This window comes from Streptomyces sp. NPDC102462, from assembly GCF_044765425.1.
GTDB lineage: Bacteria > Actinomycetota > Actinomycetes > Streptomycetales > Streptomycetaceae > Streptomyces.
The window spans coordinates 45,138-66,468 of sequence record NZ_JBIWKB010000026.1 but is presented as its reverse complement, the minus strand read 5'-3'; the positions used below and the strand labels follow the sequence as shown (position 1 = coordinate 66,468).

20 protein-coding genes and 2 pseudogenes are annotated in these 21,331 nt (G+C 72.8%); 8 read left to right on the top strand and 14 right to left on the bottom strand.

Going from position 1 to position 21,331, the window contains the following annotated elements:
• The first annotated feature begins 126 nt into the window (after positions 1-126).
• From ACIRFL_RS22740 to ACIRFL_RS22730, 3 genes are all read left to right on the top strand, one after another.
• Positions 127-1,215 (top strand): hypothetical protein, encoded by a 1,089-nt coding sequence (locus ACIRFL_RS22740; RefSeq protein WP_404031178.1) that lies wholly within the window; start codon positions 127-129, stop codon positions 1,213-1,215.
• A gap of 107 nt (positions 1,216-1,322) precedes the next feature.
• The gene (locus ACIRFL_RS22735; RefSeq protein ID WP_404031176.1) at positions 1,323-1,961 is read left to right on the top strand and encodes a class F sortase; all 639 of its coding nucleotides are present in this window, start codon (positions 1,323-1,325) and stop codon (positions 1,959-1,961) included.
• Between the two features lie 74 nt (positions 1,962-2,035).
• Positions 2,036-2,503: an SRPBCC family protein gene (locus tag ACIRFL_RS22730; RefSeq protein ID WP_404031173.1), complete on the top strand. Its 468-nt coding sequence runs from the start codon at positions 2,036-2,038 to the stop codon at positions 2,501-2,503.
• A gap of 28 nt (positions 2,504-2,531) precedes the next feature.
• Here the strand turns inward: ACIRFL_RS22730 and ACIRFL_RS22725 are convergent.
• From ACIRFL_RS22725 to ACIRFL_RS22715, 3 genes and pseudogenes are all read right to left on the bottom strand, one after another.
• Positions 2,532-2,774 (bottom strand): annotated as a pseudogene (locus tag ACIRFL_RS22725) (chitinase); the annotation flags it as partial.
• A 115-nt stretch (positions 2,775-2,889) separates the two neighbouring features.
• A complete protein-coding gene (locus tag ACIRFL_RS22720) occupies positions 2,890-4,344 on the bottom strand; it encodes a glyceraldehyde-3-phosphate dehydrogenase (RefSeq protein ID WP_404031170.1) in 1,455 nt (484 codons plus the stop codon).
• Positions 4,345-5,230: 886 nt separating this feature from the next.
• On the bottom strand, positions 5,231-6,220 hold the full coding sequence (locus ACIRFL_RS22715) for an aldo/keto reductase (RefSeq protein ID WP_404031167.1): 990 nt from the start codon (positions 6,218-6,220) through the stop codon (positions 5,231-5,233).
• Positions 6,221-6,495: 275 nt separating this feature from the next.
• On the opposite strand from ACIRFL_RS22715, the gene ACIRFL_RS22710 reads away from it, so the two are divergent.
• From ACIRFL_RS22710 to ACIRFL_RS22700, 3 genes are all read left to right on the top strand, one after another.
• Entirely contained in the window at positions 6,496-9,135 is a 2,640-nt protein-coding gene (locus ACIRFL_RS22710) for a LuxR C-terminal-related transcriptional regulator (protein ID WP_404031164.1), read from the top strand.
• A 114-nt stretch (positions 9,136-9,249) separates the two neighbouring features.
• Positions 9,250-9,447 carry a hypothetical protein gene (locus ACIRFL_RS22705; protein ID WP_404031161.1) on the top strand — a complete coding sequence of 66 codons (198 nt, stop codon included), beginning with the start codon at positions 9,250-9,252 and terminating at the stop codon, positions 9,445-9,447.
• Between the two features lie 107 nt (positions 9,448-9,554).
• Complete coding sequence (locus ACIRFL_RS22700) at positions 9,555-10,262, top strand: HdeD family acid-resistance protein (protein WP_404031159.1); 708 nt, start codon at positions 9,555-9,557, stop codon at positions 10,260-10,262.
• On the opposite strand, the gene ACIRFL_RS22695 is transcribed toward ACIRFL_RS22700, so the two are convergent.
• The 10 genes and pseudogenes from ACIRFL_RS22695 to ACIRFL_RS22650 form a co-directional block, all read right to left on the bottom strand.
• Entirely contained in the window at positions 10,254-11,345 is a 1,092-nt protein-coding gene (locus ACIRFL_RS22695; protein WP_404031156.1) for a polyphosphate kinase 2 family protein, read from the bottom strand. The two genes, ACIRFL_RS22700 and ACIRFL_RS22695, sit on opposite strands and share 9 nt — an antisense overlap.
• 148 nt (positions 11,346-11,493) lie before the next feature.
• Complete coding sequence (locus tag ACIRFL_RS22690; RefSeq protein ID WP_404031153.1) at positions 11,494-12,126, bottom strand: GTP-binding protein; 633 nt, start codon at positions 12,124-12,126, stop codon at positions 11,494-11,496.
• A gap of 184 nt (positions 12,127-12,310) precedes the next feature.
• The gene (locus tag ACIRFL_RS22685) at positions 12,311-12,670 is read right to left on the bottom strand and encodes a DUF742 domain-containing protein (RefSeq protein WP_404031150.1); all 360 of its coding nucleotides are present in this window, start codon (positions 12,668-12,670) and stop codon (positions 12,311-12,313) included.
• Position 12,671: 1 nt separating this feature from the next.
• Positions 12,672-13,103: a roadblock/LC7 domain-containing protein gene (locus ACIRFL_RS22680; RefSeq protein ID WP_404031147.1), complete on the bottom strand. Its 432-nt coding sequence runs from the start codon at positions 13,101-13,103 to the stop codon at positions 12,672-12,674.
• A 1-nt stretch (position 13,104) separates the two neighbouring features.
• A complete protein-coding gene (locus ACIRFL_RS22675; protein WP_404031145.1) occupies positions 13,105-15,459 on the bottom strand; it encodes a nitrate- and nitrite sensing domain-containing protein in 2,355 nt (784 codons plus the stop codon).
• A 163-nt stretch (positions 15,460-15,622) separates the two neighbouring features.
• Positions 15,623-16,636, bottom strand: a complete 1,014-nt coding sequence (locus ACIRFL_RS22670) for a sugar ABC transporter substrate-binding protein (protein WP_404031143.1) — start codon at positions 16,634-16,636, stop codon at positions 15,623-15,625.
• Positions 16,637-16,884: 248 nt separating this feature from the next.
• On the bottom strand, positions 16,885-17,073 hold the full coding sequence (locus tag ACIRFL_RS22665) for a hypothetical protein (RefSeq protein ID WP_404031140.1): 189 nt from the start codon (positions 17,071-17,073) through the stop codon (positions 16,885-16,887).
• A gap of 149 nt (positions 17,074-17,222) precedes the next feature.
• Positions 17,223-17,318 (bottom strand): annotated as a pseudogene (locus tag ACIRFL_RS22660) (two-component system response regulator); the annotation flags it as partial.
• A 12-nt stretch (positions 17,319-17,330) separates the two neighbouring features.
• A complete protein-coding gene (locus ACIRFL_RS22655) occupies positions 17,331-17,795 on the bottom strand; it encodes a hypothetical protein (protein ID WP_404031138.1) in 465 nt (154 codons plus the stop codon).
• Positions 17,796-17,997: 202 nt separating this feature from the next.
• Positions 17,998-19,644: a multicopper oxidase family protein gene (locus ACIRFL_RS22650; RefSeq protein WP_404031135.1), complete on the bottom strand. Its 1,647-nt coding sequence runs from the start codon at positions 19,642-19,644 to the stop codon at positions 17,998-18,000.
• 173 nt (positions 19,645-19,817) lie between these two features.
• Between ACIRFL_RS22650 and ACIRFL_RS22645 the strand changes: the two genes are divergently transcribed.
• Both ACIRFL_RS22645 and rpmG read left to right on the top strand, forming a co-directional pair.
• The gene (locus tag ACIRFL_RS22645; RefSeq protein ID WP_404031132.1) at positions 19,818-20,084 is read left to right on the top strand and encodes a hypothetical protein; all 267 of its coding nucleotides are present in this window, start codon (positions 19,818-19,820) and stop codon (positions 20,082-20,084) included.
• Between the two features lie 128 nt (positions 20,085-20,212).
• The gene (gene rpmG, locus ACIRFL_RS22640; protein WP_404031130.1) at positions 20,213-20,377 is read left to right on the top strand and encodes a 50S ribosomal protein L33; all 165 of its coding nucleotides are present in this window, start codon (positions 20,213-20,215) and stop codon (positions 20,375-20,377) included.
• Positions 20,378-20,437: 60 nt separating this feature from the next.
• Here the strand turns inward: rpmG and ACIRFL_RS22635 are convergent, their stop codons facing one another.
• Complete coding sequence (locus ACIRFL_RS22635; RefSeq protein ID WP_404031127.1) at positions 20,438-21,061, bottom strand: TetR/AcrR family transcriptional regulator; 624 nt, start codon at positions 21,059-21,061, stop codon at positions 20,438-20,440.
• Between the last annotated feature and the right edge of the window lie 270 nt (positions 21,062-21,331).

Genomic DNA, 21,331 nt, shown 5'->3' with positions numbered 1-21,331 from the left:
GGCCCGGATGGTGCGAGCGGAGTGTGTGCTTGACGGTGGTTCATGTCGGAGCCCGGGTGATCCCAGCTGATGCGGTATCGGCTGCCCGTGCCACGGCGGAAGGATTCCCTGATGCATTCTGCTCGCATGATCTTGGCCACGGCGGTCGCCTCGGCCGCCATCGCGATCACCGCCCCCGTCGCCCTTGCCTCGGGCAGCGACGAAGGAGGCCGTGGTGATTCTTCGTACAACAAGGAGAAAGGCAACGACAGCAGGCGCGACGAACCGCGTGGCGGATTGCACACGGGCGGTGGCGCCCTCACCGCGCTGACGGGTCGCGGCGACGAGGACCGAGGCGGTGAGCCGCGGGGCGGACTGCACACCGGCGGCGGCGCGCTCACCTCGGTGGACGCACGCGGTGACGGCCGGGAGGACCGGCCGCGCGGTGGCGTGCACACGGGCGGCGGTGCGCTCACCGCGCTGCCGGCTCGTGGTGACGAGGACCGGGGTGAGAACAAGGGCGAGAACAGGGGCGAGAACAGGGGCGAGAACAGGGGTGAGGACAGGGGCGGTGAGCCGCGTGGTGGAGTGCACACCGGTGGTGGCGCGCTCACCGGGCTGCTGAGCCGTGGTGACGAGGACCAGGGCGAGGAGAGGGGTGAGAACAGAGGCGAGAACCGGGGTGAGAACCGGCGCGAAGAGCCGCGTGGCGGTGTGCACACCGGTGGTGGCGCGCTCAGCCTGCTGCCGGCCCGTGGTGGCGAGGACCAGGGCGAGGAGAGGGGTGAGAACAGAGGCGAGAACCGGGGTGAGAACCGGCGCGAAGAGCCGCGTGGCGGTGTGCACACCGGCGGCGGCGCCCTCGCGGCGGCGAAGGCTCACGGCGACCGGGGCGGTGAGCCGCGTGGCGGTGTGCACACCGGTGGTGGCGCGCTCGGCACGGCCGTGAACGACAGCTGGAACACGGACAGCGGCGGCAACAGCAGGTTCGACCCCGAGACGTACCGGGACAACTCCGGCAAGGGCAACGGCAGCGAGAAGGGCGCGGACGGCGAACGCAACAAGGACTCGTGGAGCGGGGGCGACCGGGAGGACCGGCCCAACGGCGGCATGCACACCGGTGGCGGCGCACTGGCCACCTCGGGTGTCACCGCCGGCGGCCTGGCCGTCGTGGCCTTCCTCGGCACCGGCGTCTACGCGCTGCGCCGCAAGCACGCCGACGGGTCGTTGTTCTGACCCGCAATGGCGACCCACGGGCCGCGGCCGCCGAGCGCTCGTGCCGGCGGCCGACAGCCCGCACGTCGTGACCGCTGCGCTGCCGTGCCCTAGTGAGGTGGTGTCCGATGGCAGCTCCCGACTCGTCCCCGACCCCCGCCGAGCAGGGATCGCACTCCTCCGGGCACCTGGTGGTGTGGGGTGTCGCGATCGTCCTCCTGTTCGCCGGCCTGATCGGTGGGAAGACACATCACAGCGCCGAACCGGCGCAGGCCCAGGGCGCCACGTCCCTGTCCCGGCCGACCGGAAAACACCTGCCCCGCGCCCGGCCGACGCGGCTGCTCATCCCGAAGATCGATGTCGACGCCCCGTTCACCGATCTCTCCCTGAACGCGGAGGGGCAGTTGCAGCCGCCGCCCGCCGACGACGTGAACCTCGTCGGCTGGTACGCCAAGGGCGCCGCCCCCGGAGAGACCGGCACCGCGATCATCGCGGGACACGTGGACACCAAGACGTCCGCGGCCGTCTTCGCCGGACTGGAGGAACTGGCCACCGGGGACCGGTTCACGGTGCGGCGCGCCGACGGGAAGGACGCCGTCTTCGTCGTCGACAGCGCCGAGACGTTCGAGAAGGACGCCTTCCCGAACCGCCGCGTCTACGCCGACACAGCCCGCGCCGAGGCGCGCCTGATCACCTGCGCCGGGGACTACGACCACGCGGCCGGGGACTACAAGGAGAACCTGGTGGTCTTCGCCCACCTCGTGTGACGCCCGGGACACGGCCCCGCGGCCCGGACGTGCGCCGGGCCGCGGTTGTCGGTGGGGCGCAGTACGGTGACGGCATGTATGCCACCCGAGTCTCCCGGCGCGTGCGGGCGCCCCGTGCCGCCGTCTTCCGGGCACTGCTCGATCCGGCCGCGGTGGCCGTGTGGCGGGTGCCCGACGGCATGACCGCCGTCGTGCACTGCTTCGACGCCCGCGAGGACGGCGCGTTCCGGGTGTCCCTCACCTACGACGACCCGCACGGCCCGGGAAAGTCCGGCCCGCGCACGGACACGTATCACGGTCGCTTCACCCGGCTCGTGCCGGACGAACTGGTCGTGGAGAGCGTCGAGTTCGAGACGGACGAGGAGGCGCTGCGCGGTGCGATGACGCTGACGACCTCGCTCACCGAGGAGGACGGCGGCACCGAGGTCGTCATGTGTCACGAGGGCGTCCCGGACGTCGTCCCCCGCGAGGACAACGAACTCGGCACCCGGATGGCCCTCGACAAGCTCGCCCGTCTCGTCGAGGGCCCAGAGCACAGCTGACGTTTCCTGCGGGTGGGGGAGCGGCGGCTCAGCAGTAGAGGTTGGCGCCGGGTGTGACGCCGAGGATCTGGGTGAAGCGCTGGTAGGCGTCGACGCGGCTTTGTACCTGGGCGGGGTTGCGGCCGTCGCATTCGAGGGAGCCGTTGATGGAGCGGATGGTCTGGCCGAAGCCGGCGCCGCCGACCATGGCGTTGTGCGGGGTCATGGTGCCGGGTCCCGACTGGGTGTTCCAGTACCACAGGCCGGTCTTCCAGGCGACGGAGGCGTTGTTCACGCCTTTCGGCCACCGGCCGCGCCGCGGCACAGCGATGCCGTCGACCGGTGTCGGTCGACGGCATCACGGGGGTGCGTACGGTGGTGGGCGGCCGGCGGGGAGCCGGCCGGGGTCAGACCGCCGGGGCCGGATACGTGGGGTACTCCACGCCGGAGACGTGCTGGACGACCCGGACGACCTGGCAGGAGTAGCCGAACTCGTTGTCGTACCAGAGGTAGAGGATCGCGTTGTCGCCGTCCACCTTGGTGGCGCCGGCGTCCACGATCGAGGCGTGGCGCGAGCCGATGAAGTCGCTCGACACCGCGTCGGGCGCGTTGATGAAGTCGATCTGGCGCTTGAGCGGCGAGGTCAGGGACACGTTCCGCAGATGGTCGAGCACCTGCTCGCGGGTGGTCCGCCGGGCGAGGCGCAGATTGAGGATCGCGATCGAGACGTCCGGCACCGGCACCCGGATCGAGCTGCCCGTGATGCCGGCCTTGAGGCCGGGCAGCGCCTTGGCGACCGCGGAGGCCGCACCGGTCTCGGTGATGACCATGTTGAGCGGCGCCGAGCGGCCACGGCGCTCGGACTTGTGGTAATTGTCCAGCAGGTTCTGGTCGTTGGTGAACGAGTGGACGGTCTCCACATGTCCCCGCAGCACCCCGTACTCGTCGTCCATGGCCTTCAGCGGCGGAACGATCGCGTTGGTGGTGCAGGACGCGCAGGACAGGATCCGCTCGTCCGGTTTGATCGTGTCGTGGTTGACGCCATGCACGATGTTGGGGATGTCGTCCTTGCCCGGCGCGGTGAGGACCACCTTGTCGATGCCGGGGCGCAGATGCTTCGACAGGCCCGAGCGGTCGCGCCACTTGCCGGTGTTGTCGATGAGGATGGCGTCCTTGATGCCGTACGCCGTGTAGTCCACGGACGTGGGGTCGTCGGCGTGGATCACCTTGATCACGTTGCCGTTGGCGATGATCGTGCCGTTCGCCTCGTCGACCGTGATCGTGCCCTGGAACTGGCCGTGGATGGAGTCGCGGCGCAGCAGTGAGGCGCGCTTGACGATGTCCTCGGCCGCCCGGCCCGCGTCACCGCGCACCACGATGGCGCGCAGCCGCAGGCCGTTGCCGGACCCCGCCTTCTCGATGAGCAGGCGGGCGACGAGCCGGCCGATGCGGCCGAAGCCGTAGAGGACGACATCGCGGCCCTCGCGGCGCTCCAGCTTGGCGGCGCCCGTGGCACCGGCGACGGCCTCGGCGGTGAAGTCGGCGACGGACAGGCCACGCCCGTCGCCGCGGTACGTCGCGGCGAGCATGCCGATGTCGATCTGGGACGGGCCGAGGTCCAGCGCGGTCAGCGCCCTCAGGAACGGCATGGTCTCGGTGACGGACAGCTCCTCGCCGGCGATCTGCCGGGCGAACCGGTGGGTCTTGAGGATGCTGACCACCGACTTGTTCACCAGGGAGCGGCTGTGGAGCAGGACGGTGACGTCGCGCTCCCGGTGCAGCTTCCCGATGAGCGGGATCATCGACTCCGCGATCTCCTCGCGGTTCTTCCAGTTGGTGAACGAGTCCTCGGTGACAGTCACAGATCTATCTTTCGAGCTAGGCGGCGCTCATATGATAACCGCCTCTCGATGCGATCCTTCCCTGGGGGTGAAACGGGGGATGGGCGGCGGTGGTGAGCACGCGACTCCGGCGGCTCGAGCGGCACTTCGGCGAGCCGCTGTTCGAACGCGGCAGCGCGGGAGTGCGGGCCGCATCCTGCGAAGGAGCCGGGGTCGTCGCCCGGGCGCGCGACGCCCTCGCCCGCGCCGACGCGATCGGACGCCGCGCCCCCGCCGACACCCCGCCCCGTGCCTCGCGGCCACCAACTCGCCCATGCCGTCCGGGGCGGTGTGCCCGGCTGCCCGCGGTGTCAACGGCGGTGAGCGGTGTGTACGCCTCCTCGCGCATCGTCGCCCTCGCGGCCCGGCACCGGCTCAAGGGCGCGGGGCTGCATCACCATGCGGCTTCGCCGCGTGAGCGCGACCCGCCACAACCCAGCCGCACCCGACCGACGAGGCGCCGCCTGCTCAAGCGAGGCTCGGTACGCCGCTGCGGTGCCGTCATGTGCCGGCCCGGCGGCGCTCCGCGGGCGACGCGCGGGCGGCCGGGGCGCCGCGCCAGGGGGCACCGCGGGGCACCGCGAACTCGCCGCGCGGTCCCTGCACTTGCGCACCTGTGCCGCACATACCCGACCTGCAAAGCGCCGCCTGCTCAAGCGAGGCTCGGCACGCCGCTGCGGTGCCGTCATGTGCCGGCCCGGCGGCGCTCCGCGGCCGGCGGGCGGCCGGGGCGCCGCGCCAGAGGGGCACCGCGAACTCGCCGCGCGGTCACTGTACTTGCGCGGCTGCGCGGCGCGTACCTGATGCGGCACAGGGCCTGCCCCGTGGCGGCGGGACGTTCCGCCGGTGTGGGTCCCCTCCGCGGACTTCAGCGGTTCACGGTCCGCATGCCCGCCTCGTCGTAGCGGTCCCCGGCGGCCTCGGGCAGTTCCGCGTCGATGCGGGCCAGGTCGTCCGCGGTCAGTTCGACGTCGACGGCGGCCGCGTTCTGCTCCAGATAGCCGCGGCGCTTGGTCCCCGGAATCGGCACCAGGTCGTCGCCCTGGGCCAGTACCCAGGCGATCGCCAGCTGGGCCGGCGTCACCTCCTTCTCCGCGGCGATCTCCTTCACCTTGTCCGCGAGGCGCAGGTTCTGCCGCAGGTTGTCCCCGGTGAACCGGGGGCCGCTGCGGCGGAAGTCGCCCTCGTCCAGGTCCTCGGGTGAGGAGAACCGGCCGGCCAGGAAGCCGCGGCCGAGCGGCGAGTAGGGGACGAACCCGATGCCGAGTTCCCGGCAGACGGGCAGCACCTCGGCCTCCGGGTCACGCGTCCACAGCGAGTACTCGCTCTGCACCGCGGTGACGGGGTGGACGGCGTGCGCGCGGCGGATGGTCTCCGCGCTCGCCTCGCTCAGCCCGATGTGCCGCACCTTGCCCTCCGCGACCAGCTCCGCCATCGCGCCGACGGTCTCCTCGATCGGCACCTGGGGGTCGACCCGGTGCTGGTAGTAGAGGTCGATGTGGTCGGTGCCGAGCCGTTGCAGCGAGCCGTGGACGGAGTCGCGCACGTGCTCGGGTGAGCCGTCCTGGCGACCGACCGTGCTCATGTCGCCCGGCACCGCGTCGTCCATCCGGTAGTTGAACTTCGTCGCGATCACATACGCGTCGCGATGTCCCTTGATCGCGCGGCCGACGAGCGATTCGTTGGTGAGCGGCCCGTACATCTGCGCGGTGTCCAGGAAGTCGATGCCCAGGTCGAGTGCGTGCTGGATGGTCCGCAGACCCTCGTCCTGGTCGGCGGTGCCGTAGAACGCGGACATCCCCATGCAGCCGAGGCCGATGGCGGACACCCGGAGATCCCGCAGACTGCGCTGTTCCATCTGAGTTCCGGCCTTTCCGTGGGGTGTGTGACCTTCGTCGTCCGTGACGCTAGGAGCTGGAGTGCGCTCGATGTCAAGGCCGTGGGGGGTGCCCCGCGGGCGCATCCATCCTGCCGTTCGTTCCGGGGTGGCGCACTCCGACCGCGGCGGTGGGTCCGGGGCGTCGTACATCGAACGTCCGTCCGGATAGGTCGGCGTGCACATGCCCGGCGCGGCTGACACACTGACCGGAAGGACCGTCGGCCACGACCTGACGGACGGTGGTGGTGAGCGCCATGGCCCGTGCGCACCGGGACCGCACCGCACCGGATCCGCGCGTAGACCCCCGCGGCGAACCCTTTCTCGGCACCCGCTTCGCCGCCCCCGCACGGCCCCCCACCTTCCTGCGCCGCGCGCGCCTGACGGACCGCCTCGACCAGGGCCTTCGCACACCGCTGACGCTGGTCGACGGGCCGGCCGGGGCGGGCAAGACGCTCCTGGTCGCCGACTGGGCCGCGCACCTGGACCGGCCGGTGGCCTGGCTCACCGCCGACCCGGCGGACCGGGCCCCCGGACTGTTCTGGGCGTATCTGCTCCAGGCCCTGCTGGCCGCGGGCCTTGGGCCGTCGCCCGGCATCGGCTCCCCGGCACATCCCGCAAGCGTCGACCGGGCACTGCTGGCGCGGCTCGCGGCCGACCTGGCAGGCCGCGCCGACCCCGCGATCGTCGTCGTCGACGAGTTCGAGCGGGTGCCCACCCCTGACATCGCCGGACAACTGGAGTTCGTGCTGCACCACGCGGCGGCCGGACTGCGGCTGGTCCTCGTCACCCGCAGCGAACCGCTGCTCCCGCTGCACCGCCACCGTACGGCCGGCACCCTCACCGAGATCCGCGGCGCGGAACTGGCGTTCACCGTCGAGGAGGCGGCCACCCTGCTGGCGTCCCACGGCCTGCGGCTCACCGAGGACGCCGCGCACGCCCTGGTCCGCCGCACCCGGGGCTGGGCCGCAGGGCTGCGGCTGTGCGCCCTGGCCGCGCGGCAGAGCACCGACCCGGAGCGCTGCCTGAAGGAGTTCGAGGCCGGACACAGCGTCGTCGCCGACTATCTGCTCGCCGAAGTGCTCAGCCGGCAGCCCGCCGGGACACAGGACCTGCTGCTGCGCGTGAGCGTCGTGGAACGGTTCCGGCCGGGGCTCGCCGACGCGCTGACCGGACGGTGCGACGCCGAGCGGATCCTGGCCCGGCTGCGCCGGGAGAACGCCTTCATCGAACCCCTCGGACAGACCTGGTACCGGCTGCACCCGCTGTTCGCGGAGATCCTGCGGGCCCATCTGCGGGTGCGGCACCCCGGCCTGGAGACCGAACTGCACCGCAGGGCCGCACGCTGGCTGAGCCGGTCCGGATCGCTCACCGAGACGCTCGCCCACGGCTGCGCCGCCGGGGACTGGGAGTTCGCCGCCCGCGCACTCGTCGACGACCTCGCGATCGGCCGGCTCTTCACCGGCCACTGCCCCGACGACCTGGGCCCGCCGTTCGCCCGCATGACCGCGGGCGCCGACAGCCCCGCCCGGGAACTCGTCCTCGCGGCACGCGAGTTGGCCGGCCGGGACCTGGGCCACGGGCTGGCCCGGCTGCAACATGCCGCACAACTCCTCGACGGCGACGGCGCGGACCAGGCGCCCGAACGGCTCGGCTGCGCCCTCCTGGAGGCGTTCGCCGCACGCCTGACCGGCGCCCCCGACCGGGCCGAACGCGCCGCCGCACTCGCCCGGGACCTGAGCCGGTACGTGCCGGCCGAACGCCTGGACCGGCACCCCGAACTGCTCGCCCTGCTGCTGGCGCACGTCGGCTCGGCGCGGCTGTGGGCCGGACACATCGAGGAGGCGCGGGCCGCGCTCGCCGAGGCGGTCACCCGTCAGGGCGGCGCCGCCACCGCACTGCCCCGCCAGGACGCCCTCGGTCATCTCGCGCTGATCGACTGGCTGGCCGGCCGGACGGCCGGGGCGGAGCGAAGGGCGCTCGCCGCGCTGCGGGAGGCCGACCGGTACGGGCTGCCCGCGCCCGCGCGCTCCGCCGTCGGCAGGCTCGTCCTGGCCGCCGTGGCCGTCGAACGCGACGAACTCGACGCGGCCCAGGCCCTGCTCGACCAGGTCGCCGCGGACGGCGACGGCACCGCGGATCCCGTCGTGGCGGCGGGCCGGGCGCTCGCCGCGGCCCGGCTGCTGCTGGCCCGGGGCGATCCGGGCGCCGCCGTCGCCGTCTGCGCGGACCGCGCCGCGGCCGCGGTCGCCTCCCCCTGGGCCGAGGACCACGCCGCGCTGATCGCCTCCGCCGCCCGGCTGGCCGACGGCGATCCGCGCGCGGCGGCGGCCGCACTGGAACCCGTCGACCGTCGCCTGCCCGACTGTGCCGTGGCGGCCGCACGCGCCCGGCTCGCGGCGGGCGACACCCGCGCGGCCCTCGGCCTGCTCGACGCGCTGCCGGCCGCGGTCGGTCCCGCGCTGACCGTGCGGGCCGCCCTCGTACGTGCCGAGGCCGCCGACCGGGCCGGGGACGCCCCCGCCGCCCGCCGGCTGGTCGCCCGTGCGCTGCGCGAGGCGTACCGCGAGCGGCTGCGCCGGCCGTTTGCCGAAGCCGGTCCGTGGCTGCGGCCCCTGCTCGCCACCGCCCCGGCCCACGACTGGCTCGCGGCGGGCGGCGGGGGCGCACGCGACGAGCCCGGCCTGCGGCCCGCCCCGGTCGTCGAGGAGCTGAGCCCGCGCGAGCGCGACGTGCTGCACAGGCTCGCGCAGCTCATGTCCACCGAGGAGATCGCGGCGGACCTGTACGTGTCCGTCAACACCGTCAAGACCCACCTCAAGAGCGTCTACCGCAAGCTCTCGGTGAACCGGCGGGCGGACGCGGTGCGCCGGGCCCGCGCACTGCGCCTGCTGTGAGGCGCCGCGGCGTATCACCTGTGCCGGGTGAGGCCGTGGCTCCCCGCGGGGCGCACGATCGCGGGAAAGGGCACAGTTCGCCGGCGTACACGCCACCCGCGGGGAGAACAGCTCATGCGGTACGAGATCCGTGTCGACGGGCATCTGTCCAAGACGCTCGCCGAGGCCTTTCCCGAGCTCGACCACGTCCTCGTGTCCGGCCAGACCCTGCTGTACGGGCCGGTGGTGGACGAGGCGCATCTGTACGGGCTGCTGGCCCGGTGCCAGTCGCTGGGCCTGAGCGTCCTGGAGATGCGCCGGCTGCCGGAATGAGGCGCCGTGCCGTCGGGGATCCGCCCCGAGCCGTGCCGTCGGGGATCCGCCCCGAGCCGTGCCGTCGGGGATCCGCCCCGAACCGCACGATCAGGTGAGGAGGAGCCATGACCGAACCGCCTCGACCGGGACCGCGAGGCGCACCCGGACCGCACCCTTCCGCACCCGGGCCGCACCCCTCCGCGCCGGGGTCGCCCGGCTCCCCACCGGGGCCGCACCCCGAGGCACCGGCGCCGCATCCCGGCGCGCCGGGCCAGGAGCGGGACGTCGCGGAGGTGCTGGCCGCACTCGGCGCGTCCTGGCTGTGGACCCTGGGCTCGGCCCTGGTCACCCTGCTGGCCGGCATCCTGATCCTGGTCTGGCCGAACGAGACCCTTCAGGTGCTGGCCGTCATCGTCGGCCTCTACCTGCTGCTGGGCGGGGTGTTCCGGCTGGTCACCGCCTTCGCCGGGCAGGCACACGGCGAACGGATCACCGGGGTGCTGGTCGGCCTGCTGTTCGTGCTGGCCGGTGTGCTGTGCCTGCGCCACCCGTTGCAGACGATCGCCGCGCTCTCGCTGATCGTCGGGGCGACCTGGCTGGTGTCCGGCATGCTCACGCTGTACACGGCCGTCTCCTTCAAGGCACTGCCGCACCGCGGAGTCCTCTTCGCCGCGGGCGTGCTGGGTGTCGCCGCGGGCATCGTGGTGCTCGCGCTGCCCGCCGCCTCCGCGGTGGTGCTGACCCGGCTGCTCGGCCTGTGGCTGGTCCTGCTCGGGCTGATGGAGCTGACGACGGCCTTCGCCCTGCGATCCGCCCTGCGGAGGCTACGCTGACCCGCCGCCCGCCCCACCGGACTTCCGGCCCTTGCGGGACTTCCCGCCGTTCCCGGACCCGCCGGCCTTCCTCGCCTTGCCTGCCTTCTTCGCCTTCTTCACCTGCTGTGCCTGATGGGTCTGCTGCGCTTCACGCGTACTCCCCGTGCCGGACGCGGCGTACGGGTCGGGCTCCGCCCCTTCGGGCGCCTGGCGCTCCAGCTCCCGCCGTACCTCGGTGAGTTCACGCCTGGTCGCGGCGCTGACCTCCGGGTAGTGCGGGTCGATGTCCCGCAGGGTGCGCACCAGTACGGCCGCCGCGCAGGCGCGCGCGAACCACTTGTGGCCGGCCGGGATCACATACCAGGGAGCCCACGGTGTGCTGGTGGCGGACAGCATCTGCGAGAACGCCTCCTGGTAGTCGTCCCAGTGGGCGCGCTCACGGACGTCCGCCGGCGAGAACTTCCAGTTGCTCTCGGGTACGTCGATGCGCTTGAGGAAACGGATCCGCTGCTCTTCCCTGGACGGGTTGAGGAACAGCTTGACCATCCGGAAGCCGTTGTCCGTCAGATGGCGCTCCCAGTCGTTGATCTCCCGGTAGCGCCGCTCCCAGACGTCCGGGCCCCGGGCCTCGGCGGGCAGCTTCTGCCGGGTCAGGTTCTCCGGGTGCACCCGCACCACCAGGACCTCTTCGTAGTGGGACCGGTTGAAGATGCCGATCTCGCCGCGTGCGGGCAGCCGGCGGACGTAGCGCCACAGATGGTCGTGGCCGAGTTCTTCAGCCGAGGGCACCTTGAACCCGGCCACGTGCACGCCCTGCGGATTGATTCCGCTCATCACGTGCCGGATCGTGCCGTCCTTGCCTCCCGCGTCCAGGCCCTGGAGGCAGACCAGCACGCCGAAGGTGTCCTGGGCGGCCAGCCGCCGCTGGTAGTCGGCGAGCAGGTCGACTCCCGCGCGCAGCAACTCGACGCCGTCCTGCTTCTTGCGCAGCCCCGCCCGGTAGCCGGGGTCGAAGTCGTCCTCCAGGCGTACCGTCGAGCCGGGTCGGACCCGCAGCGGCTCGATGAGGTCCGTGATCCGCCGGACCCAGTCATCCGCCATGGCCCGTTCGCCCCTTCCGCGCCGCGCATCGCAGAGCACCGCCCCGCATCGCCCCCGGGTACCCGCTCGGTGCCCGGACAGACCGCCCTGGGGTCTCACCCGCCCCCCGGGGGGACTCCGGCCGCCCCGGTCCCCGGGGGCGCGCCGGTCAGCCGGACCGGTCGTCGGCGTGGTTCTCGCTCCCGGCACCCGCAACGGCGATCAGCCGGTCGACCAGGGCGATCAGCACGTCCCGGCACGACGCGCGTTCCCGTGCGTCGCACAGCAGCACCGGGGTGTCCGCCGGCAGCGCGAGCGCGTCGCGCACGTCGTCGGCCGAGTACGGATGCCGGCCGTGGAAGCCGTTGACGCCGACCACGAACGGGATGCCCCGCCGCTCGAAGAAGTCGATGGCGGCGAAGCTGGTCCTCGGCCGGCGCACATCGACCAGGACCACCGCCCCCAGGGCGCCGATCGCCAGGTCGTTCCACATGAACCAGAACCGCTGCTGCCCGGGGGTGCCGAACAGATACAGCACGAGGTCCTGCCCGATGCTGATCCGGCCGAAGTCCAGGGCGACGGTGGTGGTCCGCTTCTCCTCGATGCCGTCGAGGTCGTCGACGCCGAGGCCGGCGGCCGTCAGCGGTTCCTCCGTGCGCAGCGGGACGATCTCGCTGACGGATCCGACCATGGTGGTCTTGCCGACGCCGAACCCCCCGGCGATCAGGATCTTGACGGTGTCGGGGGCGGCGACCGCCCCGGCGGGGGAGCCGGGGAGCGGGCGGCCGATCTTGCTGACCATGAGGCGGGGATGCCCTTTCGTCGAAGCGGGAGAGCCGGCCCGACGGCCGCGGAACGGACCTGAGCGCTCCGCTGGAAATGCCGAGATATGCCGTCGGTCGTCTGCGTCACCGTCGTGGCTGGTCGCGCGGTTCCCCGCGCCCCTTCGGGGCGCTGTCGAACCGCAGCGGACTCACTGGACCTGCTTAGAGCCGGCCGAGGCCGTCGCGCACCTTCCGCAGCAGTTCCAGGTCGGGTGTGCGGCCGGAGACGGGGTGCGGCGGGCGGGCGGTGATCCGGCCGTCCTCCAGCAGGTCGCAGAGCAGGATGACGACGACGCTCACCGGAAGGTCGAGGTGGGCGGCGAGTTCCGCGACGGCGATCGGCCGGGCGCACCGCTTGAGGATGCGGGTGTGCTCGGGCTGGAGCCGCCCGGCCCAGGCGGGTTGCGGTTCTACGGCGGTCACCATGGTGATGAGGGTGAAGTCGGCGCGGCTCGGCCGGGTCCGCCCGCCGGTCAGGGTGAACGGTCGTACCAGACGGCCCGCCGGGTCGCCTCCGCTCACCTCACTCGCCGCGGTCGGACGCGGCGACGACACCCGCGCGCGGTGCCGCGCTCAGATGCTCACCGATCTTCTTCACCAGCATGTTCATCTGGTACGCCACCACGCCGACGTCCGCGCCCTGGCTGGTGAGGACGACCAGATGGGCGCCCGGTCCGGCGGAGGTCAGGATCAGGAAGCCGTGTGCCATCTCGATGAGCGCCTGGCGCACCGGGCCGCCGCGGAAGTCCATGCTGACGCCCTTGCTGAGGCTCATCAGGCCGGACGCGGTCGCGGCAAGGCGCTCCGCGTCGTCGCGCAGGAACCCGGTGGACTTGCTGACGACGAGTCCGTCCTCGGAGAGGACCACGGCGTGGTTGACCTCGGCGACCCGGTCGACGAGACCGGTGAGCAACTGGTCGAGCTGGGTGTGCGTGGCGGGGGTGGGGCGGGTCATGTCAGTGTCCTTCGTGAGCGGTCGGCGGGCGGAGTCGGGCATCGACGTCCTCGGTCTCGGGCGGTTCCGCGGGCGGCTCGGCGTCCTCGTCACGGGCCCGCAGCGTGCCGCGCTGGAACCCGCCGAGCGAGGAGGCGGCGTGTTCCGCGGTGAAGTCGTCGTGGCCCGTCTCCCCGGCCGGCGGCGCCTCCTCGCGCAGCTCAAGGACCAGGCTGGTCTGTGGCACCCGGCGCGGCAGCGGCGCGAGACCGCCGACCCCCGCGGTCTCCTCCGGGCGCGGGGCCGCGGCGGATCTGGCCGGGCCGGCCTGCCGGGTCCGCTCGACGACGGCCGTCGCCACGGCGCTCCCCGCGCCGCCCCGGTCCTGCCCCACGGCGTGCTCCGCGGTGTCCTTGCGCGGACCCCCGGCCGCGGGCGCGTCGGGGGCCTCGCGCACGACGATCTCGTGCGGCACCAGCACGATCGCCGTGGTCCCGCCGTACGGCGACGGGCGCAGGGTGACGGCGATGCCGTGCCGGGTGGCGAGCCGGGCGACGACGAACATGCCGAGCCGCAGGTCGTCGGCGAGCCCGATCACATCGAACGGGGGCGCCACCGCCAGCTGGGCGTTGAGCGAGGCGTAGTCCTGCTCGGACATGCCGAGGCCGCGGTCCTCGACCTCGATGGCCAGTCCCTTGGCGACCAGCGCGGCCCGCACCTCGACCGGGCTGGGCGCGGGCGAGTAGACGGTCGCGTTGTCGATGAGTTCGGCGAGCAGATGGATCACGTCCGCGACCGCGGGCGGGGCGAGGCTCACCTCCTCGTCGGCGCGCACCTCGACCCGCTGGTACTCGGCGACCTCGCCGACGGCGCTGCGCAGGATGTCGATCAGCGCGACCGGTTCGCTCCAGCTGCGCCGCGGCTGCTCGCCGCTGATGATGACAAGGTTCTCCTCGTAGCGGCGCAACTGGCTGGCCGTGGAGTCCAGTTCGTACAGGCCCTGGAGGACGTCCGGGTCGGTGTGCCGGCGTTCGAGCGCGTCCAGCTTGCTGAGCTGGAGGTTGACCAGGTTCTGGCTCTGCCGGGCGATGCCGAGGATGACCTTCTGGAACCCGCGCCGTGTGTCGGCGAGTTCGACGGCGGTGTGCACGGCCGTGCGCTGGGCGGCGTTGAACGCCTGCGCCACCTGGCCGAGTTCGTCGCGCCCGTAGTCGAGCGGCGGCGTCGCCAGCTCCACGTCGACCCGCTCGCCCCGCTCCAGCCGGGTGACCACGTCGGGCAGCCGCTCCTCGGCCAGGCCGAGCGTGGCCTCCCTGAGCCCGCGCAGCCGCCGGGACAGCGAGCGGGTGATACGCCAGGACATGCCGACGCACAGCAGCAGCGCGACGAGCCCGCCGACGCTCAGCGAACCGGCCGTGACCAGCAGTTCGTGCGCCCGCGCGGCGCTGCGGTCGAGCAGCGCGGTCGTCTGACGCTGGATCAGGGCCGAGTAGCGGGTGCCCACTTCGTTCAGCGCGGCACTCCACTCGGCCCGCGCGTCGGGGAGCGCGATCCGGCCGTCGGCCGTGCCTGCCGTGGACCGGGCGGCGAGGATCCTGTCCTCGACGCTCTCCAGCGCCTTCCATTGGGCGCTCTGCAGGATCTGTTCGGTCTGTGCCTTGGCGCTGCCGCGCAGCGCGGGCACCGCCTGGTCCTCGACCAGCCAGCGGCGGGCGTTCACCAGCCGGGCGAACGCGTTCCACTGGTCGTCGGTGAGCTGCCCGGACGACCAGGTGAGGGCGAGCAGCGCGTCCTCCTGGGAGATCTGTTCGGCCGCGTGCTCCAGCGCGACGAGCGGCCCGGCCTGCGAGGTGAGGTCGCCGTCGTCGACCTGGGACAGCTCCTGGAAGGCGTGGATCTGGTCGTCGATGATCGCGGTGTACTGGTCGAGCACCTGTTCGGCGGTGATGTCGGTGGGGTCGTCGACCTGGCCCCGGTAGTACTCCAGGCTGCCGACCGAGGCGACGACCGAGTACATGCGGTCCTTGACGCGGGCCGGGGCCCGGCGGATCTCCTTCGTCTGCCCGACCAGTTTGGCCACGGCCGCGTCCGTCGTCCTGCGCTGGGCGTCGAGCGCCGCACGGGAGCTGTGCGGGGAGGCGAGCCACGCGGCGGACAGCCGGCGTTCCTGCTGCAGTGCGAGGGTGGCCTCGGTGCCCATCGCCCCGGTCGACCGGCTCAACTGGGTCTGTGCCCGCAGCCGCAGCCCCTCCGAGAACATCTGGGTCGTGGTCACGCCCCAGACGGCGGCGAGGGTGACGCTCGGCACGAGGGCCAGCAGGATCAGGTTGAGCCGTATGGAGCCCAGACGGCGCCGGGCACCTGTCCGTTCAGACATCGTCGTCCTAGGGGCGGTCTTCGGGGGCGGGATGGGGGACAGGCGCGGCGGGTGACCGCGTGTCCGATGCGGCAGCAGGGGTGCGCAGGATGCTATCCGCACATGTGACCGCATGTGCCGCAAGTGGTCGAATCGTTGGCGTCGGCTTGGGCGAACGGCCGGATCAGCGCGTCCCGTTGGCGGCGAACTTCGCCACCGAGGCCACGTTCGTCCGGGTCACGAAGGCGGGGCCGGTGAGCACGGGCGACACCCCGCCGCCGCTGACGTTGCCGTTGGTCCTGTACAACCACAGGGCGTCCACGGCGAGATAGCCCTGGAGGTAGGGCTGCTGGTCCACCGCGAACTGCACGTCACCGCTGCGTACGGCCTTGACCAGGTCGTTGTTGAGATCGAAGGTCGCCACCCGGGCCCGGCTGCCGGCCTGCTTGACGGACTTGACCGCGGCGAGCGCGAACTGCGCCCCGTTGGTGACCACTTCGTCGATGCCGGGGTTCTGCCGCAGCTGGGCCGCGATGGCCTCGGTGACCGCTTCCGTGTCGGTGCCGTCGACGTAGGCGATGGTGGTCCGGCCGTCGAACGTCTTCTTCACACCGGCGCACCGCGCCTCGACGGCGATGTTGCCGCGCTCGTGGATCACACACAGGGTGTGCTTGGCCTTCAGGTCGTCCAGCTTGTCGCCGACGGCACGGCCCGCCACGCTCTCGTCCTGGCCGAAGTACTCCAGGGCGCCCGCCGACTGCCAGGCGTCGATGCCGGAGTTGAGCGCGACCACGGGAATGCCCGCCGCCTTCGCCTGGTCGAGCGGGCTCTTCATGGCCTCGGGCTTGGCCAGCGTCACGGCGATGCCGTCGACCTTGTCGCGGATCGCGTCGCGGACCAGCTCGGCCTGCCCGGCGGCGTCGGGGTCGTTCGCGTAGGTCAGCTCGATGCCGTCCTTGGCCGCGGCCGCCTCGGCTCCCTTGCGTACCCGGTCCCAGAAGGCGTCCCCCCGGTCGCCGTGGCTGATCAGGGCTATCTTCAGCCGGGCGGCAGCCGCCCCGCCGGTGTCGGCCGGCGACCGGGTGCCGTCGGTGCCGGAGCAGCCGGCCACCAGCAGACAGCCCGCCGCCGCGGCGGCGGCCAGCGCCGTGGCATGCGCCGGTCTGCCGGGGAAGGGGCGTGGGGGAGACGTGTTCATGAGGGTGCGGCACCTCGCTGTGCGGCCGAGCATGAGCGGAAGGGAGCGCGGGTCCGGCGCTCGGGCGCGCCGGCCGGTCCGCTCTCCGGGCCGGAGCCAATCGCGTGTGACCGCGGGTAGTCAAGTGTGCCGAGAGCGTCAGGGGGTGTCGGTGCCGCATCGTGATGATGCGTGTGCGGTGCGGCGGCAGGGGCGGGAGAGCGGGCCGGGCACTGAGTGCCGCGGCGGCCGCCGGCCCGGCGGCCGTCTCATGTGGGGGCGGCGGTGTCGGGGACGGCCTCGTCGTCGCCGGGGTCCGGCTGGCAGGTGGGGCACAGCTCGTGGCGGCCGTCGAAGGTGACGACGGTTCCCCAGCCGAGGCAGTGCTCGCAGTTTCGGGCCAGGCTCAGGTCCGGGTGGGGAGGCAGAAAGGGGCTGTGGTGGGCTCCGTGTGCCATGCGGTGCGGCTCCTCGAAGTCGCGGTGCGGTGTCTCCAGTCTGTCCCTTTTTGTTAAATATGTCAGTGACCCGTGTCACCGAGTGCCAGCCGGGACCGAGGGGAGCAGGCATGGCCGTACTTTGCCGATCACGGTCGGGCGCCCCACCGCTGGCCGCGGACCACGGTCGTCAGCAGCCGCCCGCGCCGGGCCGCGTACCGCTCAAGGCGGGGTCGAAGGTCCTCCTGGTCGAAGGGCTTGAGCAGCCGTCGGCGCGGTCAGCTCCACAGGGGGAGGGTCGTCACCCGCTCGTATCCGGCCGGCCGGCTGTCGGTATAGGTGAGGCTGATCCGGGTGTAGTGGTCGAGGTCCGGATGCCGCTGCCAGCGCTCGGGGTGTTCGAGGCGGACGGTCACCGGGTAGGCGTGGAACCTGCCCGCGGCGCAGTACGGCTTGCAGTCGTTCACCAGATTGACGCCCTTGGCCGTCGCCGCCTCCCGGCCCCACTGCGTCCAACGCAGCCCGGTGAGGCGGCTGTTGCCGTCACCGCAGGCGAGGATGAAGTCGCCGGGCCGCACGCTGGAGTTCCACAGGCAGTCCACGAGGACGGGTGTCGCGCTCTGCCGCGCCCGGTGACCGGCGGGCGCCGGCGCCGACGGGGCCGCCGCGCCCGTCGTCGCGGCCCCCGCGAGCAGGACGCCCGCCGAGAGCATGATCGCGGTACGCCGCACTGGTCTGCGCATGGTCGCTCCCGCCAGCCTTGCCGCACTCGCGGCCCCGCCGCTTCGGGCGCCGCCGCCTTCGTATCGACGCTACGACCGTCCCGGGAGATCCACCACTCGCGCCCTGCGGCGGCCCACGACGGGCCGCCGAGCCGGGCGGCCGGGTCCGGCGCCGTGCGCGGCCGGTGCCCGCCGTCCGGGGACGACAGGCACCGGCCGGGTCTTATGTGCGGTAGCCGAGGATGGTCATCATGCCCGACTCGGAGTGGTACTGGTTGTGGCAGTGCAGCATCCACAGCCCGGGGTTGTCGGCGTCGAAGTCGACGACGAGCTTGCGGTGCGGGAGCACGATCGAGGTGTCCTTGCGGGCGCCCACCCCGTTGAGGCCGACGACCGCGAACGTGTGGCCGTGCAGATGCATGGGGTGCCACATGTCGGTGCCGTTGATGAGGGTGAGGCGGACGCGCTCGCCCTGCCGGATGGCATGGCGCTGGGTGAGCGAGTACGGCTGGTGGTCGAACGACCAGTTGTACTGCTTCATGTCGCCGGTGAGCCTGATCCGGATCTCCCGGTCGGGTTTGCGCTCGGAGAGGGCCACGGACTCGTGCGGGTTGATCCGCCGGGCCGGCACCAGCTCGCGGTCCAGCTCCGCCGGGTAGGCGTCGGCCCGCGGCGCGGACGTCTTGTCGCTGGTGCGCAGCAGGGCCATGGCACGGGAGCCCTTGCCCTCGGCGAGCGCGACGAACGGGAAGACGCCGTCCTTCGCGGTGATCAGCACGTCGTAACGTTCCGCCATGCCGAGGATCAGCGCGTCGGTCTCCGTGTGCTCGACGGGGTAGCCGTCGGTGTGGGTGACGATCATCCGGTGCCCGCCGAGGGCCACCCGGAAGGCGGTGTCCGAGCCCGCGTTGACGATGCGCACCCGGATCCGCTCGCCGGGCCGGGCCCGGAACACCGACGGGTTGCCGGGCAGCCGGCCGTTGGCGAGGTAGTGGGGGTAGGCGACATTGCCGCCCACACTGTGCAGGATGGCGCTGCGCTCGCCGTGCAGCATGCGGGAGGGCCCCTTCGGCTTCGCGGGGGCCGGGTGCGGCGCGGCCGAGGCGCCGTGGCCGCCGGCTTCGGGGCCCTTGCCCATCCCCTTGTCCATGCCCATGCCGTCCATGGACATGGTCTTGCCGTGCCGCAGTTCCGTGAGGACCTCGTCCGGGGTGGAGCCGCCGACGCCGTCGATCCAGTCGTCCAGGACGATCAGCCACTCCTTGTCGTAGTGCAGTGGCTCCCTGGGGTCGTCGACGATGAACGGGGCGTACAGGCCGCGGTCGGGCTGCATGCCGGAGTGGGAGTGCAGCAGGTAGGTGCCGGGGTGGCTGACGGTGTAGCGGTAGGTGAAGTCGGAGCCGGGCGCGATGGCTTCCTGGGTCAGGCTGGGCACGCCGTCCATGTCGCAGCGCATGCGCACGCCGTGCGAGTGGAGCGTGGTCTCGGCGGGCAGGCGGTTGGCGAGATTGAGGCTGAGGACGTCGCCGGCTGTGACGCGGACCAGCGGGCCCGGCAGGCTGTCACCGTAGGCCCAGGTGCGAACCTTTCGTCCGTCCAGGTCCACGGTCGTCTCGGCGGCGGTGAACTCGAACCTGCGTACGGGCCCGGAGCCGCGTCTGCGTTCGACGGCGTGCACCTCGGGTCCGGAGGGGTTCACGAACCCCCTGGGTCCCGGGGGGACGAAGTCGTGGCTGGGGCCCTTGGCCGTCGCGCCGGCTTCTGGTCGGGACTGCGGTTGCGAGCCGTTTCCGGTGCAGGCCGACAGGAGTCCCGAGCCGACGGCCGCGACCGAGGCGGTGAGCAAGGTACGCCGCGAAGGTTTGTGCATGGATGAATAACACACGTTTAAAGCTGATATGTCCGGTATCTGGGGCGGCGCGTCATGATGTCGCGGGCGGCGCGTCATGACGCCGCAGGCGGGGTGCGGTGACGCGGGGGCGGGAAGCGGTGCCCGGACCCGGGCGCGGTGCGGTGTCAGTGCCGGATGCGACCCTGCACGGCATGGATGAGCGGGAGTTCATGCGGGGCCGGGTGTACGGGGCCGATCACGAGGACGCGGGCCCCCGGCCCGGCCGCAGCTATGCGGAACTGGTCGGGGGTCCCCTGGACGGGCTGCTCCTGGACGTCACCGGACGGCCCGAGCGGGCGACGGGGGAGCAGGTGGCGCTGGTGACGGAGCTGGGCCGCTACGGCCCCGGCGGCCGGGCCCTGTACGCGCCCCGCCCGCCGGACGGCCGCCGCTACGACTGGCGCGGCGACGCCCCCTGAGCCGGCGGCCGGACCCGGCGCGAGGTCGCCCGTGGCGGGTGGGAATGCGTGCCCCGGGGTGCTTGTTGGACAGTCCGTGGCTGTCATGCCCGTTACAAAACGGGGATGCGGCCGGAGAGGAGATCCCCATGGCACGCAGCACCACGCGTCCCGTCGTCACGCTGAGGTCGACGGCCGCGACCGGCGTCACCTATGTGACCCGCAAGAACCGGCTGAACGACCCCGACCGGCTCGTTCTGCGCAAGTACGACCCCGTGGCGGGGCGGCACGTCGCCTTCCGCGAGGCACGCTGACCCCGTCGAGAGCGCCCCGGCCGTCCGGCCGGGGCGGGGCATGGCGCGGGCGGGGCGCGGTCAGGTCACGGGTGGGGTGGCCGAGTGGCGCAGCAGGCCCAGCGTCGTGTCGAGTGCCGCTTCCAGATGGGTGATGCCGCCCGTCGACATCAGGATGACCACCCCGCCCTGTACCGCGGCGACCAGCGCGGCCGCCGTGCGGTCGGCGTCCAGCCGCCGGTCGATCGCGCCCCCGTCCTGCATACGCCGGATCCCGGCCCGCAACGCCTGCTGCCACTGCTCGATCAGCCGGCCGGTGAGCGCCTGCGCGGCCGGTGTGGTGCGGCCCAGTTCCGTGATCAGCACGCCCAGTGGACAGTTCACGCCCTGCTGCCGATAGCGCCGGACCACCGCTTCCCGCCAGTCCCGCCAGGCCGGCCAGGTGCTCAGGTCGCTCAGATGCGGCTCCTGGTCCTCCAGTACCCGGTCGGCCTCCCGGGCGGCCACCGCGTACAGCAACTCCTCCTTGCCGCCGGGGAAGTAGTGGAAGATCTGGCTCTTGCTGGTGGCGGTCCGCGCACGGATGTCGTCCAGCGTGGTGGCCGCGGCGCCCCGGGCCCGGATCTCGGCCGCGGCGCCCTCCACGATGCGGCGCCGCGTGGCCGCCCCCTTGGCGGTGAGCTTCGTCCGCGGCGAACTGGCCATGAGAAGCCTCCTTCTGGACCGATGGGTCCACTCTAGCCCGGGCAGCGCCCCGCAAGGGGCGCGGGGAACTGCGCGCTCAGCCCCCACGGCGCCGCACACGAACGACGTTCCACTGGACGTGCGGTGCCGGATGGACTCGGGCCCGGGCTGGGCCCCGTAAGGGGCGCGGGGAACGGCGCGCTCAGCCCCCACGGCGCCGCACACGAACGACGTTCCACTGGACGTGCGGTGCCGGATGGACTCGGGCCCGGGCTGGGCCCCGTAAGGGGC

Bases quoted from the DNA above. Each gene is read 5' to 3' on its own strand.
- ACIRFL_RS22650 (WP_404031135.1), bottom strand. From the start codon at position 19,644: ATGCACAAACCTTCGCGGCGTACCTTGCTCACCGCCTCGGTCGCGGCC.
- ACIRFL_RS22665 (WP_404031140.1), bottom strand. From the start codon at position 17,073: ATGGCACACGGAGCCCACCACAGCCCCTTTCTGCCTCCCCACCCGGAC.
- ACIRFL_RS22735 (WP_404031176.1), top strand. From the start codon at position 1,323: ATGGCAGCTCCCGACTCGTCCCCGACCCCCGCCGAGCAGGGATCGCAC.
- ACIRFL_RS22645 (WP_404031132.1), top strand. From the start codon at position 19,818: ATGGATGAGCGGGAGTTCATGCGGGGCCGGGTGTACGGGGCCGATCAC.
- ACIRFL_RS22740 (WP_404031178.1), top strand. From the start codon at position 127: ATGATCTTGGCCACGGCGGTCGCCTCGGCCGCCATCGCGATCACCGCC.
- ACIRFL_RS22655 (WP_404031138.1), bottom strand. From the start codon at position 17,795: ATGCGCAGACCAGTGCGGCGTACCGCGATCATGCTCTCGGCGGGCGTC.
- ACIRFL_RS22730 (WP_404031173.1), top strand. From the start codon at position 2,036: ATGTATGCCACCCGAGTCTCCCGGCGCGTGCGGGCGCCCCGTGCCGCC.
- ACIRFL_RS22700 (WP_404031159.1), top strand. From the start codon at position 9,555: ATGACCGAACCGCCTCGACCGGGACCGCGAGGCGCACCCGGACCGCAC.
- ACIRFL_RS22690 (WP_404031153.1), bottom strand. From the start codon at position 12,126: ATGGTCAGCAAGATCGGCCGCCCGCTCCCCGGCTCCCCCGCCGGGGCG.
- ACIRFL_RS22680 (WP_404031147.1), bottom strand. From the start codon at position 13,103: ATGACCCGCCCCACCCCCGCCACGCACACCCAGCTCGACCAGTTGCTC.
- ACIRFL_RS22635 (WP_404031127.1), bottom strand. From the start codon at position 21,061: ATGGCCAGTTCGCCGCGGACGAAGCTCACCGCCAAGGGGGCGGCCACG.
- ACIRFL_RS22710 (WP_404031164.1), top strand. From the start codon at position 6,496: ATGGCCCGTGCGCACCGGGACCGCACCGCACCGGATCCGCGCGTAGAC.
- ACIRFL_RS22670 (WP_404031143.1), bottom strand. From the start codon at position 16,636: ATGAACACGTCTCCCCCACGCCCCTTCCCCGGCAGACCGGCGCATGCC.
- ACIRFL_RS22715 (WP_404031167.1), bottom strand. From the start codon at position 6,220: ATGGAACAGCGCAGTCTGCGGGATCTCCGGGTGTCCGCCATCGGCCTC.
- ACIRFL_RS22695 (WP_404031156.1), bottom strand. From the start codon at position 11,345: ATGGCGGATGACTGGGTCCGGCGGATCACGGACCTCATCGAGCCGCTG.
- ACIRFL_RS22705 (WP_404031161.1), top strand. From the start codon at position 9,250: ATGCGGTACGAGATCCGTGTCGACGGGCATCTGTCCAAGACGCTCGCC.
- ACIRFL_RS22675 (WP_404031145.1), bottom strand. From the start codon at position 15,459: ATGTCTGAACGGACAGGTGCCCGGCGCCGTCTGGGCTCCATACGGCTC.
- rpmG (WP_404031130.1), top strand. From the start codon at position 20,213: ATGGCACGCAGCACCACGCGTCCCGTCGTCACGCTGAGGTCGACGGCC.